General features: G+C 40.9%; 13 protein-coding genes. 7 read left to right on the top strand and 6 right to left on the bottom strand.

All coding sequences use genetic code 11. From position 1 onward, the window contains the following. Positions 1–43: 43 nt before the first annotated feature. A complete protein-coding gene (locus B6N13_RS19915; protein ID WP_169460377.1) occupies positions 44–766 on the bottom strand; it encodes a spermidine synthase in 723 nt (240 codons plus the stop codon). Positions 767–1,028: 262 nt separating this feature from the next. On the opposite strand from B6N13_RS19915, the gene B6N13_RS19920 reads away from it, so the two are divergent. Next, entirely contained in the window at positions 1,029–1,514 is a 486-nt protein-coding gene (locus B6N13_RS19920) for a GNAT family N-acetyltransferase (RefSeq protein ID WP_012069581.1), read from the top strand. Between the two features lie 74 nt (positions 1,515–1,588). Here the strand turns inward: B6N13_RS19920 and B6N13_RS19925 are convergent, their stop codons facing one another. From B6N13_RS19925 to acnA, 3 genes are all read right to left on the bottom strand, one after another. Next, on the bottom strand, positions 1,589–3,349 hold the full coding sequence (locus tag B6N13_RS19925; RefSeq protein ID WP_169460378.1) for a TRAP transporter fused permease subunit: 1,761 nt from the start codon (positions 3,347–3,349) through the stop codon (positions 1,589–1,591). 164 nt (positions 3,350–3,513) lie between these two features. Further along, entirely contained in the window at positions 3,514–4,467 is a 954-nt protein-coding gene (locus tag B6N13_RS19930; protein WP_169460379.1) for a TAXI family TRAP transporter solute-binding subunit, read from the bottom strand. Positions 4,468–4,683: 216 nt separating this feature from the next. Then, positions 4,684–7,428, bottom strand: a complete 2,745-nt coding sequence (gene acnA, locus B6N13_RS19935; RefSeq protein ID WP_169460380.1) for an aconitate hydratase AcnA — start codon at positions 7,426–7,428, stop codon at positions 4,684–4,686. A gap of 432 nt (positions 7,429–7,860) precedes the next feature. On the opposite strand from acnA, the gene B6N13_RS23610 reads away from it, so the two are divergent. Then, positions 7,861–8,136 carry a YrhK family protein gene (locus tag B6N13_RS23610; protein ID WP_348981558.1) on the top strand — a complete coding sequence of 92 codons (276 nt, stop codon included), beginning with the start codon at positions 7,861–7,863 and terminating at the stop codon, positions 8,134–8,136. An 81-nt stretch (positions 8,137–8,217) separates the two neighbouring features. Here B6N13_RS23610 and B6N13_RS19945 read toward each other — a convergent pair whose 3' ends face one another. After that, positions 8,218–9,342 (bottom strand): LuxR C-terminal-related transcriptional regulator, encoded by a 1,125-nt coding sequence (locus B6N13_RS19945; RefSeq protein ID WP_169460382.1) that lies wholly within the window; start codon positions 9,340–9,342, stop codon positions 8,218–8,220. 177 nt (positions 9,343–9,519) lie between these two features. On the opposite strand from B6N13_RS19945, the gene B6N13_RS19950 reads away from it, so the two are divergent. From B6N13_RS19950 to B6N13_RS19965, 4 genes are all read left to right on the top strand, one after another. After that, a complete protein-coding gene (locus tag B6N13_RS19950; RefSeq protein WP_169460383.1) occupies positions 9,520–11,058 on the top strand; it encodes an ankyrin repeat domain-containing protein in 1,539 nt (512 codons plus the stop codon). Between the two features lie 34 nt (positions 11,059–11,092). Then, positions 11,093–12,943, top strand: coding sequence for an alkaline phosphatase D family protein (locus B6N13_RS19955; RefSeq protein WP_169460384.1), 1,851 nt, complete (start codon positions 11,093–11,095; stop codon positions 12,941–12,943). Between the two features lie 45 nt (positions 12,944–12,988). Beyond that, a complete protein-coding gene (locus B6N13_RS19960) occupies positions 12,989–13,222 on the top strand; it encodes a hypothetical protein (RefSeq protein WP_169460385.1) in 234 nt (77 codons plus the stop codon). Between the two features lie 193 nt (positions 13,223–13,415). Beyond that, entirely contained in the window at positions 13,416–14,858 is a 1,443-nt protein-coding gene (locus B6N13_RS19965) for an NAD(P)/FAD-dependent oxidoreductase (protein ID WP_012069589.1), read from the top strand. Here B6N13_RS19965 and B6N13_RS19970 read toward each other — a convergent pair. Next, positions 14,855–16,408: a sensor domain-containing diguanylate cyclase gene (locus tag B6N13_RS19970; protein WP_169460386.1), complete on the bottom strand. Its 1,554-nt coding sequence runs from the start codon at positions 16,406–16,408 to the stop codon at positions 14,855–14,857. The two genes, B6N13_RS19965 and B6N13_RS19970, sit on opposite strands and share 4 nt — an antisense overlap. Before the next feature lie 197 nt (positions 16,409–16,605). Between B6N13_RS19970 and rho the strand changes: the two genes are divergently transcribed. Next, complete coding sequence (rho, locus tag B6N13_RS19975; protein WP_169460387.1) at positions 16,606–17,562, top strand: transcription termination factor Rho; 957 nt, start codon at positions 16,606–16,608, stop codon at positions 17,560–17,562. Positions 17,563–17,655: the final 93 nt, after the last annotated feature.

Genomic DNA, 17,655 nt, shown 5'->3' on the forward strand with positions numbered 1-17,655 from the left:
TAAGTACTAGGGGCTAGCGGCCATGTTACTTGTAAGAGTTGCCTTACTCTTTCACACAAACATAAACCGAGTTAGTTGATTGTCCGCCTTGAAACGGGTTGTCAAAGGTTACTAGGTGGGAGTTGACGCTTGCGAATACGGTTTTAAGTAATTCGATAAAGTTGTCTTCTGGAGGGTTCTGAGACCACATGGCGAATACGCCGTTTGATTTCAGTTGTTCTGCCATGCGCGATAGGTTTTCCGTGGTGTAGAAGCCGGCGTTACTTGGGTTGAGGAATTCGGTTGGGGAATGGTCTATGTCTAGTAAGATAGCATCGAACTTTTTACCGGCATGGCTTGGGTCAAATCCAGTACTTGGGTCTGTGGCTAGGTCGAAAAAGCTGCCAAGTACATAACGGTTACGTTGATCTGCGTTGAGTATTTTACCCAGTGGCACGAGTTCTTTTTGGTGCCAGCTAATGACGGTTTCTAACGCATCGACCACAAGTAGTTCTGCAATTCGTTCGTCTTCTAGTGCCGCTACAGCGGTGTAACCTAAGCCTAATCCACCAACAACAACTCTCAAATTTTCGCCCTGAACTTGTGCTAAACCAAGGGTAGGCAAGGCTTCTTCTGCGTCGACAAACATGCTCGACATCAGAAATTCTTCGCCTAGTTTTACTTCGTAGATGTCTCTGTCACCAAAGGCAGGAATGCGTCGTCTGCGAAGGGAAATTTCACCTAAAGGAGAGGCTTGGCTGTCGATTTCTTTGAACAATGAAGACATGACTGGGTAGTCCTAATATGCGGTATAAATGAGTAGAAAAGCATAGCGTTTGGTACGCTAATGAATGTTTTGTCCATTGAAGGATTAACAGTAAACTGCTTTTCAAACCCGTCATGCTCGATGTTGATTGTCGCTATTTTATAACAGCTTGCTTCTTAATGAGTGCTTCAAGACTCAAATAAAGTTTTTTTTATTGAAAATTTGATGAATACTTAAGCTATCAGAGCAGGATTTCCTCTGCCGCATATGAATTGGAGTCGTTATGTCTTTCTTGGTATCAATGTCAAAGCCCTTTTTTGCCTCTTATATTGAAGAGCTGATCGTACAGTATGCACGAGAAAATGTGGAATCCGGCCGCTGGCAGAAAACAGGATCATTAACTCGATCTAGGCGTGATATTGAAAGACTGCTCCCGCGTGGTATAGAAACAGATAACAATCATTTTTTTGAAATGAAAGTACCTGAAGTGAATGAGACAGTCGGTATGATATGGCTGTCGTTAGAGAACAGCAGCACCACGAGTACGGTATTTATTTACGATTTAGAAATCAAGGCAGAGCATCGCCGGAAGGGCTATGCCAAGCTTGCTTTAAAGGAAATCGAAGACTTTGCGGCAACGCATAACATCGTCAATATTGGCTTACATGTGTTTTCTCACAATGATGCCGCACAAAAACTGTACGCTGAAATGGGTTATGAAACCGTTAGCGTTAACATGGTTAAGAAAATAGACCAAGCCAATATGTAATTTATTACACAAGGAATTTTCTGTAAATAAAGACTCTTAGTGCCAGTTCAGTTAGTACTAAGAGTCTTATTGTTCTAGATAGAAAACGCAAAAATTAATATTAGTCCAATAGACAGATACAGTGCGCGTTTTATTAATTTATATGGCGCAATCAAAGCCATTGAAATGCAATACAGTGCGAGCGCGATTTTCAAGGCACTTGCAATGGCAAGTAACGGGCTTGTACCTAATTGGATTAATGACGGATTAGCAATCATGGCTAGTGGAATTAAATACAGGCCGACCCCCAGCATCATGGAGACTCCTGCCACTTTTAACCAGTTTTCTTTCACCATGCCAGCTGCAATAAATACACTTCCACAAACGGGTGGTGTAATGGTTGAAAGTAGAGCAAACCAGAATACAAATAAATGCGCTTGTAGTAGAGAAAGGCCAAGTTGAGCTAAGGCAGGACCTGCGACTGAAATGCAGATTACATAAGCCGCTGTAGTCGGTACTTCCATACCTAAAATCAGACAGGCGATTGCTGTCAATATGATCGCTGGCCATAACATCCCCGATGCCCCTGAAATAATAAGGGAGGTGATTTTTACGCCTAATCCAGTAATTGATAAGACGCCAATCACAATAGACGCGCATAAGATGATTGCGGCTATCATGGCTATTTGTTTGCCAGCATTAATGCAGACATCTTCTAAACGCTCAAAAACCTGTTTCTTATTTGATAAACCTTTTGAGTTAAAGAAGAGCAAAATTGCCGCACCAAAGATGGCAATGCTTGCTGAAAATTGCGGTGTAAAAGCGGGTCCAAACATACCCCAAAGCAAAATTGCAAATGGGATCATGAAGAAGCTACAGGTAATAAGTAGTTGCTGTCGGCTTGGTTGTTGGTCTTTTTTGACGGCTTTTAGATCGTAACGTAATGCAAAGGCATCGATACCAACCCAGACAGCCCAAAAATATAATATAGCGGGCAAGATAGCGGCCATCATAATACTTTGGTAGGAAATGCCTGTGAGTTCAACCATGACAAAAGCTCCAGCACCCATTAAAGGGGGCATAATTTGCCCACCAGAAGAGGCAACTGCTTCCGTTGCTCCTGCGAGAGATTTAGGATAACCAAGCTTGGTCATGGCAGGTAAGGTGATCGCACCAGTAGAGGCTACGTTAGCCGAGGCAGAACCTGAAATAGAACCGAACAGCGCTGAGGAAATAACCGACACTTTGGCTGCTCCTCCACGAAGTCTTCCCGCTGCGGCCATAGCGAGGTTCATAAAGCCTTCTCCTGCCTCTCCTGCATTGAGCACCGCACCAAAGATAACAAAGATGGCGACAATACTCACGGATACGCCGGTAAGTTTCCCCCAAATTCCGCCTTCAGCAATGGTTAAGGTGCCTAAGAAGCTGCCTATTGGCGTTCCTGGGTGACCAAACTCTCCCGGAATATATTGCCCAAACATACCGTAACAAAGAGCAATTGCTGCTACTAATGGTAAGGGCCAGCCGATGCAACGTCTTGCCATTTCTAAAACGCTAAGCAGTAAAATGCCAGCAATCCACAATTGGTAGCTTTCACCAATATAGCCGTATTGATCAATCAATATATCGGCATTAATGGCAACCCAAAAGGTGGCAATTAAACCAAGTACAGTAAATAAGTAGCCCGTATAACGTTGGAAAGCTGTGTTACTTAAGAAAATAAACGCCCAAGGTAACGCAAGCGCCATATGAAGTGGTCGGCTGACCAAATTGGGAACCAAGCCTGAGAAAATCAGCGTTAAGTGGAAAATAATACTAATGCAGCCAAAACCGGCCCAAAAATATTTGCTAGGCATAAAGTACGGCCTGTTTAAAAAAGTTGGATGATTACGACGTTTTTAGGGTAAGTCGTCATAGTGAAAGCAGAACGTACGGATAAGTAAGTTCTGCGTTTTTAATAAGTAAACTACAGTTTATCGTAATAGATTTATCGTCTCGCACGACTCACCAAATATGGTGTTTATTGCTGATTTTCGTTTAGAGTGACGCCAATTTCATGATAATACTTTGCTGCACCTGGATGGATTTTACCATTGATATTATCAAGCATTTCAGTAGTGACGCCTTTCCACCAAGGAGATGAATCGGACATGTTCTTTTTTTGATCCCAAAAGGCTTTGGTTAATGTGTATGCTGTTTCATCATCCATTGCAGAGCTTGTATATACGACAACTGGTAATGAGGTTGTTGTGATGTCTGTATCTTGTCCAGCATAAGTCCCTGCAGGAATAATCAATTTGGTACGTTTTGTTTGTGCTACTTGGTCATCGCTAAAGGATAATATCTTCACTTTGGTTCCGGCTGAGGCTTCGACTACATTAGGAGCTGGAAAAGAGCCAGAGGTAACAAAACCGTCAATTTGACCATTTTTCAAGGCTGGAACAGCATTAGAAAGCTCTACCTGAGCAAGGTCGATTTTATCTTCTAAACCAAATAGTTGGATGTACTTAGCGCCTTCATTTGCTCCAAAAGTGCCTTTGCCAAGCAATATCTTTTTACCCGCCATTCCTGCAAAGTTATTAATCCCACTTTTATCGGATACGACAAAATGCATTGCTAGGGAAGGAATTGGAAAAAGAGCTCGAATCTCGCTAAATTTAGGATTGCTTTTGTTTTTGAACATTGCTTGGCCGTTCTGCGCCAAATTGACTAACGCTGGTGGCGTTGTAAATACATAATTGGCGCCTCGAAAGGCTGTTTCCATGACGTTTTGCACAGAGCCTTGGCTTTCTTCGACAGTAACAATAATGTTGCTGTTAGTATCTTTTTTTACCGCCTGAGCAATTTCAACCGCCATTTGATAATAAGAAGAGCTAGTCTTAGCTGATTTAAAGGTAATTTGACTTTGAGCGACGCTCAACTGTGTCACTGCTAAACCGAGGGCTGTGCAGACAACTGCTTGGTAAAATTTCATCTAGGCTAGTCTCTTTTTTGAGTTATTTATTTTTTAATTGTTAAGCTAAGATTATAGCGAATCCTCTTTTGATTAAGAAGCTTAAAACTAGCTGTGTACAGTGGGCGCCGAAAATTAACAGAAAGATATATTTGAAGTGTTAGGAGAATAACGAATTATAAATAAAACACCCTCACTCAGTTTTGAGTGAGGGTGTTTTATTAAAGGCCGCGAAAATTAGTTGAGCATACCTCGTAATACGTACTGCAAAATGCCGCCATGTTTGTAGTAATCCCACTCTTTTGGCGTATCAATTCGTACGTCTGCGCTAAAGCTTATTTTCAGTCCTTTACTATTGGTTGCTATTAGAGTCACTTCGTCGGTTTTATCCTGCAAGCTATTTATATCAAATTGTTCTTGTCCCGTTAAACCAAGTGATTCATAGCTTTCGCCGTCTTTAAATTGCAGCGGTAAGACACCCATGCCGATTAAGTTAGAGCGGTGGATGCGCTCATAGCTTTCTGCGATTACCGCTTTTACTCCGAGTAGCAATGAGCCTTTAGCCGCCCAGTCGCGAGATGAGCCTGTACCGTATTCTTTACCCGCTAAAATAATAAGTGGCGTATTGCTTTCATGATAGGTCACGGCAGCATCGTAAATACTGGCTAAGTTATCAGCCGGTTGAGTGCGGGTAATGCCGCCTTCGGTGCCCGGTGCCAGTAGGTTTTTAAGTCTTACGTTAGCAAAGGTACCGCGCACCATCACTTCATGATTACCTCGACGAGAGCCATAAGAATTAAACTGTGCTTTTTCTACGCCGTGTTTTTGCAAGTATAAACCGGCTGGGGAATCAGCCTTAATTGAACCTGCTGGAGAAATATGATCTGTGGTGACAGAATCGCCCAGTTTGGCTAGACAGCGAGCACCTTTAATGCTTGGAATACCCGGAGGATCGATGCTCATGCCATCAAAAAAGGTGGCTTTTTTGATGTAGGTTGACGCGTCGTTCCAGTCATAAAGTTTGCCATCTGGAATTTGGATTTGCTGCCAGTGGCTGTCGCCTTCGTACACGTTGGCGTAGCTTTTTGCGAACATTTCTTTAGTAACGGTTTCTTTAACCAGATCGCTTACTTCTTTGACACTTGGCCAAATGTCTTTTAGGTAAATATCGTTACCGTTCGCGTCTTGCGCAAGAGGTTCCTTGTACACATCTATATCGGTACGGCCTGCAATGGCATAGGCGACAACGAGTGGAGGCGAGGCTAAGAAGTTCATTTTCACGTCTTGGTGAATACGTCCTTCAAAGTTTCGGTTGCCAGATAAAATAGAGCTAACGATGAGTTTGTGTTTCTGGATGGCGTCTGATATTTCACTGGCTAATGGTCCAGAGTTACCAATACAGGTGGTGCAACCATAGCCGACGAGGTTAAAGCCTAGGCTTTCTAGGTCATCCATTAATCCTGCTTTTGCTAAGTAATCTGTTACCACTTTAGATCCTGGCGCCAGTGAAGTTTTCACCCATGGTTTTACATTGATACCTAGTTGTTTTGCTTTTTTAGCGACCAAGCCTGCTGCTAGAATGACGCTTGGGTTTGAAGTGTTGGTGCAGCTGGTAATGGCTGCGATAACACAAGCACCGTCATTCAATTCAAATTCTTGTCCTTTAAATTTAACAATGCTCGCGCCTTTAATTGGTGCTTCATCTACGGACTCATCGGGGTGAATAACAGGGCCTTCACTTTCTATACGAGCTTGTTCTTCACTGCTTTTATTTTCACGAGCCATTCGTTCGTCTTGAAAGCCTTTTAGATGATCACGGATAGTGTCACCTGCTTTATCAAGGGGTATCCTGTCTTGTGGTCTTTTAGGGCCTGCGAGGCTAGGAACAACATCATTCAATATAAGTTCAAGTTTGTCGGTATAGTTGGCTTCATCGCCATCATTGCGCCATAGACCTTGGTGCTTTGCGTATTCTTCAATGAGGTTGAGTTGCGTTTCGTCGCGATTTGTTAAACGAAGATAGTTAATGGTTTCATCATCAATAGGGAAGATGCCGCATGTTGCGCCATATTCTGGAGCCATATTGGCAATGGTTGCTCTGTCGGCAAGTGGCAAGTCAGCAAGACCATCACCGTAAAATTCGACAAATTTACCAACGACGCCATGATTTCGTAGCATTTCAGTGATGGTAAGTACTAGATCGGTCGCCGTGGTGCCTTCCGGTAGGCGGCCACTTAGCTTAACACCAACAACCTGAGGGATAAGTAAGCTGATAGGTTGACCAAGCATAGCCGCTTCTGCTTCAATCCCGCCTACACCCCAACCAAGCACGCCTAAACCATTAATCATTGTCGTGTGTGAGTCTGTTCCCACTAGAGTGTCTGGGTAAGCAAACTTCTGACCATTTTTATCATCATTAAAAACCACACGAGCCAAATACTCTAAATTTACTTGGTGAACGATACCGGTTGCTGGTGGCACAACTTTTAGGTTATTGAAGGCTGTTTGACCCCAACGTAAAAATTCGTAGCGTTCTTTGTTTCGTTCGTATTCCAGTTTGGTATTTAAATCAAATGCTGCAGCATTGCCATAACCATCTACTTGTACCGAATGGTCAATAACCAGTTCTGCAGGAGAAAGAGGGTTTATTTTTGCAGGGTCTCCGCCTAGCTTCTCCATAGCATCGCGCATGGCGGCTAAATCAACAATGGCAGGGACACCGGTAAAGTCCTGCATGACAACACGAGCAGGGGTAAAAGCAACTTCGGATGCCGGTTTGGCTTGAGGATCCCAATTCAATAAGGCTTGGATGTCTTGTTCTTTGATATTTACGCCATCCTCGTTACGAAGTAGATTTTCGAGTAATATTTTTAAGGAAAACGGCAGTCTTTTGGCTTTGTCGCCAAGCCCTTTTAAGGAATGAATATGAAATTGCTCGCCATTAACAGTGATCTGTTGTTGGGTGTCGAAACTATTGTTCATTTTTTTTTCCTCTATAAAGTTAGACAGATATCTTGAAAAACCTCTGTAATATTGAGTGTCGTTAAGTGTGTTGTTGGTTAAGAGTGTAGCAGTACTTTTTGGCTTAGACGACCGCATGGCGTTGGTATTTTAGAACTTGACAGCTCTAAAGCCTTGTTTGGTCTGGATATTCTAGAAAAGAATCTTAATTTTTTCGCATTTAATCATTACGATGAAAGTGAAATCAAAATCATTTAATTGGCTTGCTGTAAGCACAAATGCGTTGATTTTAATGATAAAGAAAAGCATGAAAATAGGTGTTTGAAAGGTATGGAGCTATTAAATGAGGTTTAAAAACGTATTTTAGTCTTAGTCTCGTTTAAGGTTGTTAAACTTAAGTTGATTCGTTACGGTTCTATCATGATATTTCTCAAGCTAATAACAGGAGTAAAAGTGATAAAAGCGAATGGTAGAGAGTTAGATATAGACATTGGTAACCAACATATTGTTGTTCAACGTCGATACGAAGCACTTGGTGCTTTCAATGACCTTATGATTGCTGTTTGGTTTTTGATAGGAAGTTTCTTTTTTCTTAATGATTCATTGGTCGAAAGTGGTACTTGGTTATTCGTTGTTGGTAGTGCGCAGCTTATTATTAAGCCTATTATTAAATTAATAAGCTTGGTGCATATTGGGATTCTTCATAACATTTCGTTAAAGCAATGCTAGATGTTTTTCAGCGTATAAAAGACTTGAATAAATTTGCGAGGTTGAAGTGACGACAAAAACTTTCTGATTTAAAAATAGGCCTTAAGATACAATGTTGAATGAGCTTATGATCAGAGTGCGAACTAGATCGGTTTGTGAGTTTACCTGTACTTTATTAAATACATTTTTTAGCTGGCTTCTAACTGTTTGAATGCTAGCGCCTTTAGAATCAGCATAGTTTTGTAAAGATAAACCGTTTGTGAGGGCTAAGGCTAGTTGGGCTTCTGAAGTCGTCAGGTTATATACTTCTTTTAGCACTTCCAGTGACATATGAGAGCAAAGGTCAGGATGAGAAATATACATCAAAGCAAAATTTGATGTTTGGTTTTTATCTCTTAGGATATCTAAGTCCTGCACTCTTGAGTTGGTAATCGTTATGGATAACGGTGTCATACTGTTGTTATTTTCTAATTGCAACGAAGTTGCTGAAATCTGGCCGTCAAGAATATTTTGTACTTTTGATTTAAGAGCTTTTTGGGATGATATCTTGTCAGTGAATAATTGTTTATCTTTTATATGAAGGCCAAATACATTATTAACTAAAGATGTTGCTAAGTCGTTGATGAAATGAACCTTCAGATCAGTATCGATTGCAATTAAGCCAAGTGGAACTTTAGCTAATGCACTGCTAAGCACTTCTTCTTTTTCATACAGTTTTTCAAGGATGTCAGAGAAATCAAACACTCTACGAAAATGAGGGTAAAGTCGAGCTAATACCTCTAATTCCTTATCATTAAATTGTTTTTGATCCATCCCTCTATGAATGCCAATACCAACGAAGTATTCCGTATTGTTACAAATATTTAAAGCGCTTATGTAGCCGACATTATTAGGTAAAAGTAATTTTTTATAAAACTCTGGATGATCAATTTTTGATATTTTATGATCGATTGCCCCAAGAGCAGTCCCTTCAGGTAAAACTTTCATGATGGTACCTGTTGCACCATGTACGCCCAATTTCTCTTGATATTCAGGAGAAAAATCACTCGGTACACCATAACTTCCCAAGACTCGATAAACATTTTTATTAAACTTAATAAAAAACAGTCCAGCACTTTTGGCTTTAATTGTTTCGCAGAGTTTTTCTAAGACACTGTCCCAGTCTCTGTGCTCAAAGCCACGCTCATAGATCATATCGACTAAATCCAAAATAGAGTTTTCTTTCATATCGAGATGTTCCTAAGAAGCGGGAGGATACAAGTCTGAATATACCCCATATAGGGTATGACCAATATAAGGTTGATGTTTATATTTGTAAGTAAAGCATTTTATTGTATTTTCCTTAGAGTTTTCTTAGTGTTTTTAAATGATGTGGATTTAAGTCAGTAGATATATGAGGTTTACATGATCAGAAATTGGCAGTTATGGATAAAAATTTTACTTCTTTGTGTTGTCGTATCTGGGTGTTCATCTAGAAAACCTTATGTAGCACCTGTTGAATCATTTTCTATATTAAAAAATACGGTTATATCCGGAGATAAAGTCGCCTTTGATAATGAGTTATCTAGATTATTGTCGACCGTGGGTGTGTCTGGAATACAAGCGGGGGCAGTCGGAGAAGCGATAGATAAGAATCGTATTGCTATGCTTACCGCCATGTTAGCGGCTGGTGTTGATCCTAATGGTCGTTTGATTAATGGTGCAAGTTTTTTATGGGAAGCATCTAAAGTTGGTAATGTAGAAGCTATTCAACTATTGATTGCAGCAGGCGCAGACGTTGAATATAAAACCAAGATAATGAGTAATATTGGGTCTGGTATTGACGCCAATTCACCATTATTGATTGCTGCTGAACGAGGTCGTACGTTTGCGATGGCGGACTTACTTGCAGCGGGTGCAAATCCAAATGTTGTAACAACGGGAAGTTCTACTTCATCGCGCAAATCCCCATTACATCGAATTTTTTCGCACTACAACAAGTCCGATCCTATTTTGCAGATGGAAATATTATTAGCTGCTGGAGCGAATATAGATTATAGCGATGATAATGGTATGACAGCATTGATGCATGCAGCTCAATTCTGCAACGCCGATGCGATTAGTTATTTACTTTCTCACGGTGCGGATGCCTATTCCCCAAGAATTGGAAAATACAGCACATTAGATTATGCAATAAATAAATGTGGTGAGGGTTCAAGAGCAGCTAACTTGATTCGTCAGGGTGGCGGTACTCTTAATAAAAGTGCTAACGACGATGATGGACTATTTGGCAAAGTATTTGCGACAGCAGTGATTGGCGGTATGGCAGTCTCATCAGGTATATCAGCTAACGATGCGGCTCAGGTGATGACAGCCACAACAAAAGATATTTGGAGCCAAGATGGTGGGAAAAATAATCTTGCTGCACTTAAAGAATCTTTAGCTCAAACGTCCCAGATATCAGATCCAGCTAAGCGTTCCGTTGTTGAGCGACGCATCTATGCCCCCAATCTTTTAATGGCTAATAAAGAAGCGCTTCAAGTGGTTCGAAATAAGCAAATGAAGCAAGCTGGTAGCTCAGTGGCTGATGATGATTCATGTCAATCCATGAACGCAAATATTCAAGCTATTAAGAGTAGTACTGATCCTAGTTTACAAGCCTCTTACGAGCATCTAAAAAATGCATATGATGAAAGTTGTCGTCCAGCTGGTAATGGTTCTGCAGCATCTGTCAAAGAAAATTATTTCGATGTCGTCGGAAAAGGGGAGTTGGCTAGCTGTGGAAAAAGTAACGAAGATCAAGTCGAATTATTTTGTTTGAATGCAAAAACTTATTATCTTGAATACAGCAAGCAAGTAGGAAAATCTGCACCAAAAGCAACGATTGATAGCTTTTATAAAGCACATGAAAGTAGCGCTGCATTGTATATTAAATTATTAGATAGACTGAAGGTTAATAAATGAATTTGAACTAATTTGAAAAAAAGGGAGATTTATTATGGCAATTACCTGCGGGCCAATGGTTAGGCATACAACTCGTGAAAAAATTAATATATGGCAAGTTTTAGATCATGAGTTTAATGAGATAAATCTCGCTGTTTATTCATCATTACAGAGCTTTGATAATATTGCTTCTGAGGTGTCAAGTCGTGTTGTGCAGCTTGGTTCGTCCTGTTTTGCTGTAATGTTATCTGCCACCATTGCACCATCAGACTCTAATGAAGTTATTTATTATGATGTCATTGTTGATGGTGATGGCTTGGTGGAAACTGGGCTTAATAAACTGGTTTGTTTAGAGGGAGAAAAACTGCCAAGTGTGATGATACCCAAGCAACATCGTTATCTTTATCAAGCGTCTTGCCGTAAACCTCATGATAAACAAGGTATTGATCATTTGGCTGAAATAGCTGATTTACTCAAAGATACTTTAGGCAAAGAGACAAGACCTAGTCAGCTGTATCTTACTGGCGATCAAATTTATGCGGATGATGTGTCACCGATATTGCTGCAATCCTTTCAAGATGTTCGAGAGGCTTTAGGTCTGTCCCATGAAATGATGTATACCGATAAAAATGACTCTTTTGATCCAGATAAAATGCATTTAGATGGTCGGTGGCGTAAGGCTAAACGAAAATTTGGTTTTACTTCAGGAGAGAAAAGATCCCATCTTTTTAGTTTTGCTGAATACTTTTGCATGTATTTATTCAGTTTTGGTGCCAGTTTACCTAATCAAAGATTTGCCAAATATAAGGCGCTACAGCCAAGACTGACATCGCTACGACGTAAAGATGATAGGGAATATCATTATAGTTCTATGCGATATGAAAATGAAAAAGTAGTTTTGGAACGATTCGCGCAAACGGCAACGAGTCAAGTTCGTAAAGCGTTGGCTAACATTAGTGTGTATATGATGTTTGATGATCATGACGTGACGGATGATTGGAATTTAACAGAGGAAAATAAGCATAATCTTTCTAGCAGTTGGCTGGGTAAACAGGTTTATGTTAATGCTTTGTCCGCCTACATTGTTTGTCAGCATTGGGGGAATCAGCCTGATGATTTTAGTCCAGCAATGCAGCAAAATATCGCGGCTTTAGCAAAGCATCCTACTCAGGAAAATCATAAACCCTTAGAGGTGCTATTTAGTAAGTATTGGGGGTATTTATTAGAGCAAACACCACCAACACTGGTATTGGATACTCGGACCCAGCGAGTTTATGACGGTGATAACCTTGAGCTGATGTCTGGGCAACAGCTTAATGCTCTAGGCGAAAAACTTGCTCTTTTGTCAAAAACTTCCACGTTAATACTGGTTTCTCCTACGCCAATGTATGGTTTTAATGCTATTGAGGCTGCTCAACTTAGTCCGCTATTAACAAAGCTTAAGGCTTTTTCTGATAGGGAGCCGTGGATTGCGAGTAAGAAAGCGCTTAAGAATTTACAGAATGCTTTGTTGAGAACGCCAGACATAAAACATGTCATTATTTTTAGTGGTGATGTGCATTACGGCTTTCTACGCAGGCAGCATTTAGCCGCTCAAGGTGTAACATTTTGGCAATTTTGTAGTAGTGCTGCCTGTAATTCACCTGTTGGTGGTAATGTCGGCTTGTCTTTGGCTTCTGCTATGGCGAAGCATTTTTACCATGATGACACAAAATATCTAATGCCGAATGGTAAAAGACCCCATTTTTTAACGTCAGATAAAAATATTGGTGCTTTGGAATTAGATATCGTGAATATGGCACTTGTTCCTGCTAAAGCAACGCTTCATTGCTGCTCCGCTTCCGGTGAGATTTATGAGAAACGCTATGATTTGCGCTTAAATAAATATCGCGAATATCCATCGTAGGCGTTTGTTGTTGGCCTCCTTGTTTCAGGGTACCTGGTGAACAAGGTGGATGCTGCGATCGTACATGTTCTTAAACCTGAGGTATTGTTTACTCCTATGGTTGGCTTTCGAGTGCTATCAACCATTGGCTCAATAGCTTTGGCTCTTGTACTGGCATCGTCAATACGGTTTTACTCTCATACTTGTGTGCAGTCGGTTAATAAAGCATCTGACGTTATGAAAAATAAGGTTAAAAGTGAATGTAAACGTATCATTTTGATTCTAGACAAAAATGCTTAGTTTTGAGCTTGCTCATTATTCAAATAGGGCTTTCATTTGCTTATTTTTTTTGAACCATAACAATTATCTTAGTAATTAACTCCATATTCAGGTTTTTCTTTTAGGCTCCCATCTATCGTATCGGTTATTATTTCTTTCATAGAAAAACGACATCATTAGCTTTTTAAAGCGCATCAAGTGGAAAATATATCAAGTGGTAAGTGAAGCGGGTAGTTGGACAGCTTGTCCTGAATGTCTGGGGCGTGGCAAAAGAAGCCGTAGGCTGCGCAAAAAAGTGCGTTTGCTTTATTTAAAAGAGTTAAGTGAATTTGAAAGATTGAAGGGCGAAGGCCCAGCTCCTGTTCGTCCTAAAGGGCATCTTGAAGCTTGTTCAAACTGCGCTGGTTCGGGGCTGATTCAGTCTGCCCACTTTCCAGTAGCGGATACGGAAAAATATCCTCATGTTGCGATTATTGGTGGTGGTATCGGCGGCGTTGCTTTGGCTGTTGCTTGCCTGCATCGTGGCATTCCTTTTACGCTGTATGAACGAGATCATGGTTTTGATGCTCGCTCGCAAGGTTATGGTTTGACTTTGCAGCAAGCGAGTAAAGCGATTGAAGGCTTTGGTATTTTCTCGTTAGAAAAAGGTGTGGTTTCAACACGACACGTGGTTCATACGACGGAAGGCAAAGTTGTCGGTCAATGGGGCATGAGAAAGTGGATGCAGTCTGACGCCAAGACGTCGCCAAAGCGCACCAATATTCATATTGCTCGCCAGTCTTTACGTTCGGTTTTGCTTGAACAGTTAGGTGGGCGCGATGTTGTACAATGGGGACACCAGTTAGTCGATTTAAAAGAGGGTGATGAGGTTGATCTCGGCTTTTTGGTTGATGGTGAGTTAAAACATGTCAAGGCGGATCTTGTTGTCGGTGCGGATGGTATTCGTAGCGCGGTGCGCCGTTTACTAATTGGTGAGGAAACGACGCCGTTACGCTATCTTGGTTGCATTGTTATTCTGGGGATTTGTCCTTTATCAGACCTCAATGGTGTAGAAAGCGAACTGCTGGATTCAGCGACTGTATTTCAAACAGCCAATGGTAATGAACGTATTTATATTATGCCCTATGACGCTGATTCTGTAATGTGGCAGCTGAGTTTCCCAATGTCAGAAGGCGATGCGAAAGCATTGAGTGCTCAAGGTGTTCAGGCTCTAAAAGAGGAAGCTTGTCGCAGAACTCAGTGGCATGATCCTATTCCACAGATTCTAGCCGCAACGCAAGCCGCTCAGGTGTCTGGCTATCCTGTTTATGACCGAGAGCTACTTACGGCAGAACTACTAGAGAAAGGCGATAAAATCACGCTGATTGGCGATGCAGCTCACCCAATGAGCCCATTTAAAGGGCAGGGTGCGAATCAGGCTTTGTTGGATGCGTTGGCCTTGGCTCGCGAAATCACAAAAGGTTGTTGGTCAAAATCTCAGTGGCGCGAAGCGGGTATTCGATCAAGTGTTCTCACCGAGTTTGAAGCTGAAATGTTAGAGCGTAGTGCAGTTAAAGTAGAAGGCTCCGCTGAGGCGGCCGAGTTCTTGCATTCTGATATTGTGCTTTATGAAGGTGATGAGCCGAGAGGCCGAGCCCTAAAAAGACTAGATAATTAGCTATGAACAATAGAGCAATTTCGGCCCTGTCGTTTTGCTTGATACAAAGCGATATCCGCTTTTTTAAGTGTTATTTTAATCGTATCGTTGCTATTGCTATCCCAATATGAAATGCCTAAGGAAACAGTGATGTTATCCTCTATAGGCATTTCATGCTGTGCAATTTTTATACGCAGTTTCTCTGCAAAAAACTGTGCAACAGATTGCTTAGTTGATGGTAATAGGATTAAGAATTCCTCCCCGCCATTACGAAAAATGATGGCGTTTTTATCGCAGGTTTCTTTCATGATCTGACTTAATTGCTTTAAAACCTCATCCCCCACATCATGACCAAAAAGATCATTGATTACTTTGAAATGGTCGATATCTAATGCAATGACAGCAAAGCTTTGCTTCATTTCTCGCCATTGCTCTAATTTTTGATCTAAGCTTCGACGGTTGTATAAACCCGTCAAGGGGTCTGTATTTGTGTCTATATTTAATTGATTTATTTTTTGATTCAAGGCAGCTAAACCGCTAAGAATTGCTCGTTTAAGCTCATAAACCTCAAAATACCATGATTTAATACTTAGAATATTATGCTCTGCATCTTTGTCATGCATATTGCTAGCGTGGTGTGCTAATGCTTGTAAGGGGGCTGTAATAAATCGATTTGCGATCCAGAAAGCTATAAGCACCATTAGTAGTACTGGTAAGCTTTTCCAAATTACTTCCGTTAACTGCACATCTAATTCAGCCATAACGCTATCAAAAGGGCGTTGCGTAACTACCCCCCAGCCAGCTCGTTCGATATGTGCGTAGCCTGCTAGCATAGATATTCCCAATGAATTAACAACGCGAGCACTGCCTGATTGACCGTTTATGGCAGCATCTAGAACAGGGTTGTTTTGAACATGATCCCCAATGCGGTTTTTATGTAGGTGATAAATTATTTCTTTGTGTCGGTCGACAACATATATGTATGAACCATCGCTATAAGGATGCTGTCCGAGTAGGTTAAAGAATACATTGTTTTGGTGTAGGTGAATGGTGCCGGCAATATAGCCTAGATACTCGTTATTCTTTGTGAAAATAGGATGAGAAATACTGACCAAATAACTGCCAGAAGGTGATAGAAATGGGTCTGCTACTATTGGTTTTCGAGTATTAAAGGATTGGCGTGTTTCAGGAGGAAGTAAGAGTCCTTTCACGGGTATTGTAAGGGGGAAAATAGTCGTGATAATTGCTTTTGAATTAATAATTGAAACAGAGTTAAAGAAGCTTGATTGCTGATATAGCCTTTTGGCTTCTGATTCTAGCAGTGCTTCGTTATCAAAATCTGTTGATAAAATATTTGCACTGTAAGCTAATTGCTTTTGAGCATTTTGTAAAAAATTGTTGGTTGTTTCTGCTAGTTTAGCTGCGTAAACGCGATTGGCTTCAAGCGTTGAGTTGATCAATAATTGCTTTTGGACTTGGTAAGTTACATAGTAGCTGTTGGCAAAAGTAAGTAACACAGCAGCAATGGTCAGTAGTAAAAAAAGTCTTTGTAAGTCTAAACGAAACAACATTTATCCCCTTTACTAAGCCTGAAATCATGTGTCTGTGTCGATACGAGTTTTTTATTGTTTTATAAATTTAATCTGAAACTATTATAACGAAGGTTAAGCATTATGAGCAGTAAAAAATCATTGTCTTTATGGTAAAGTAGTATCATTTATTATCAATAAATCAAACACATAATTATCCTAGGCTATAAGACCATTTTATGACGAGAAAAATATTAAGTTTGAAAGGTAAGCGATCTTCAGACGCGACCCCTGTCGATGAGGTGGTTGAGGATTTGTATCCGAATGATCCTGAAAAACGTTTTTTAAACGGTGTGGCCATTCATCCTTCCCCTTGTATTCATCTGGTATCTGGTTCTTCACAGAGAACGGTTCGTGCAATGGATTTGATTACGCCAATTGGTATGGGGCAGCGTGGTCTGATTGTTGCGCCACCAGGATCTGGTAAAACAACCATGTTAAAACACATTTGTCAGGCTGTGGCAGAAGCTTATCCTGAAATAAAGCTATATGCCTTGCTTATCGATGAACGCCCTGAAGAAGTAACGGATTTCAAGCGCAGCGTATCGGCAGAAGTGCATGCGTCGTCTTCTGATGAAAGCTATACACAACATGTTCGTGTAGCCGATGCGCTGCTTGCAACAGCGCGTAAACAAGCTGGTGAAGGTCAAGACGTGATGATTGTGATTGATTCATTAACAAGGCTTGCACGAGTGCATAATGCCGAGCAGCGAGGCAGCGGTCGAACCATGTCTGGCGGACTTGATACAAGAGCGTTAGAAATCCCTCGTAAGCTGTTTGGCGCAGCGAGAAAGATAGAGAACGGAGGGTCATTGACGATTCTCGCGACTATTTTGGTGGACACTGGCAGTAAAATGGATCAGGTCATCTTTGAAGAATTCAAGGGGACTGGGAATATGGAGATTGTTTTGTCACGAGAAGCGGCGAGCCATAGAATTTTTCCTGCTATCGACATTGCGAAAAGCAGTACGCGTCGAGAAGAATTACTTATTGATGGAAAAGATCTTGAGAAAGTGCGTGCTTTACGACGTTCACTTACAAACCTTAAGCCAGTAGACGGTGCTCATAAGCTGGTTGAGTTACTAGAAGAATTCCCGACCAATGCTGAGCTATTGAAGGCTTTTTCACCAACTTAACGAATAGAATTTAAAGGTCTTTATTTTCATATTAAGACCAGAATAGCCTTTTTTCTAGAGTAGCTTTTGATTAGTTCTAAATTACACTTGAAA

Origin of the sequence: Marinomonas sp. UCMA 3892, assembly GCF_012726345.1 — a bacterium.
In the GTDB taxonomy this organism is placed as follows: domain Bacteria; phylum Pseudomonadota; class Gammaproteobacteria; order Pseudomonadales; family Marinomonadaceae; genus Marinomonas.

What these genes read in the sequence shown, in the direction of transcription:
- B6N13_RS19915 (WP_169460377.1), bottom strand. Translation starts at nt 766, where the DNA reads ATGTCTTCATTGTTCAAAGAAATCGACAGCCAAGCCTCTCCTTTAGGT.
- B6N13_RS19920 (WP_012069581.1), top strand. Translation starts at nt 1,029, where the DNA reads ATGTCTTTCTTGGTATCAATGTCAAAGCCCTTTTTTGCCTCTTATATT.
- B6N13_RS19925 (WP_169460378.1), bottom strand. Translation starts at nt 3,349, where the DNA reads ATGCCTAGCAAATATTTTTGGGCCGGTTTTGGCTGCATTAGTATTATT.
- B6N13_RS19930 (WP_169460379.1), bottom strand. Translation starts at nt 4,467, where the DNA reads ATGAAATTTTACCAAGCAGTTGTCTGCACAGCCCTCGGTTTAGCAGTG.
- acnA (WP_169460380.1), bottom strand. Translation starts at nt 7,428, where the DNA reads ATGAACAATAGTTTCGACACCCAACAACAGATCACTGTTAATGGCGAG.
- B6N13_RS19945 (WP_169460382.1), bottom strand. Translation starts at nt 9,342, where the DNA reads ATGAAAGAAAACTCTATTTTGGATTTAGTCGATATGATCTATGAGCGT.
- B6N13_RS19950 (WP_169460383.1), top strand. Translation starts at nt 9,520, where the DNA reads ATGATCAGAAATTGGCAGTTATGGATAAAAATTTTACTTCTTTGTGTT.
- B6N13_RS19955 (WP_169460384.1), top strand. Translation starts at nt 11,093, where the DNA reads ATGGCAATTACCTGCGGGCCAATGGTTAGGCATACAACTCGTGAAAAA.
- B6N13_RS19970 (WP_169460386.1), bottom strand. Translation starts at nt 16,408, where the DNA reads ATGTTGTTTCGTTTAGACTTACAAAGACTTTTTTTACTACTGACCATT.
- rho (WP_169460387.1), top strand. Translation starts at nt 16,606, where the DNA reads ATGACGAGAAAAATATTAAGTTTGAAAGGTAAGCGATCTTCAGACGCG.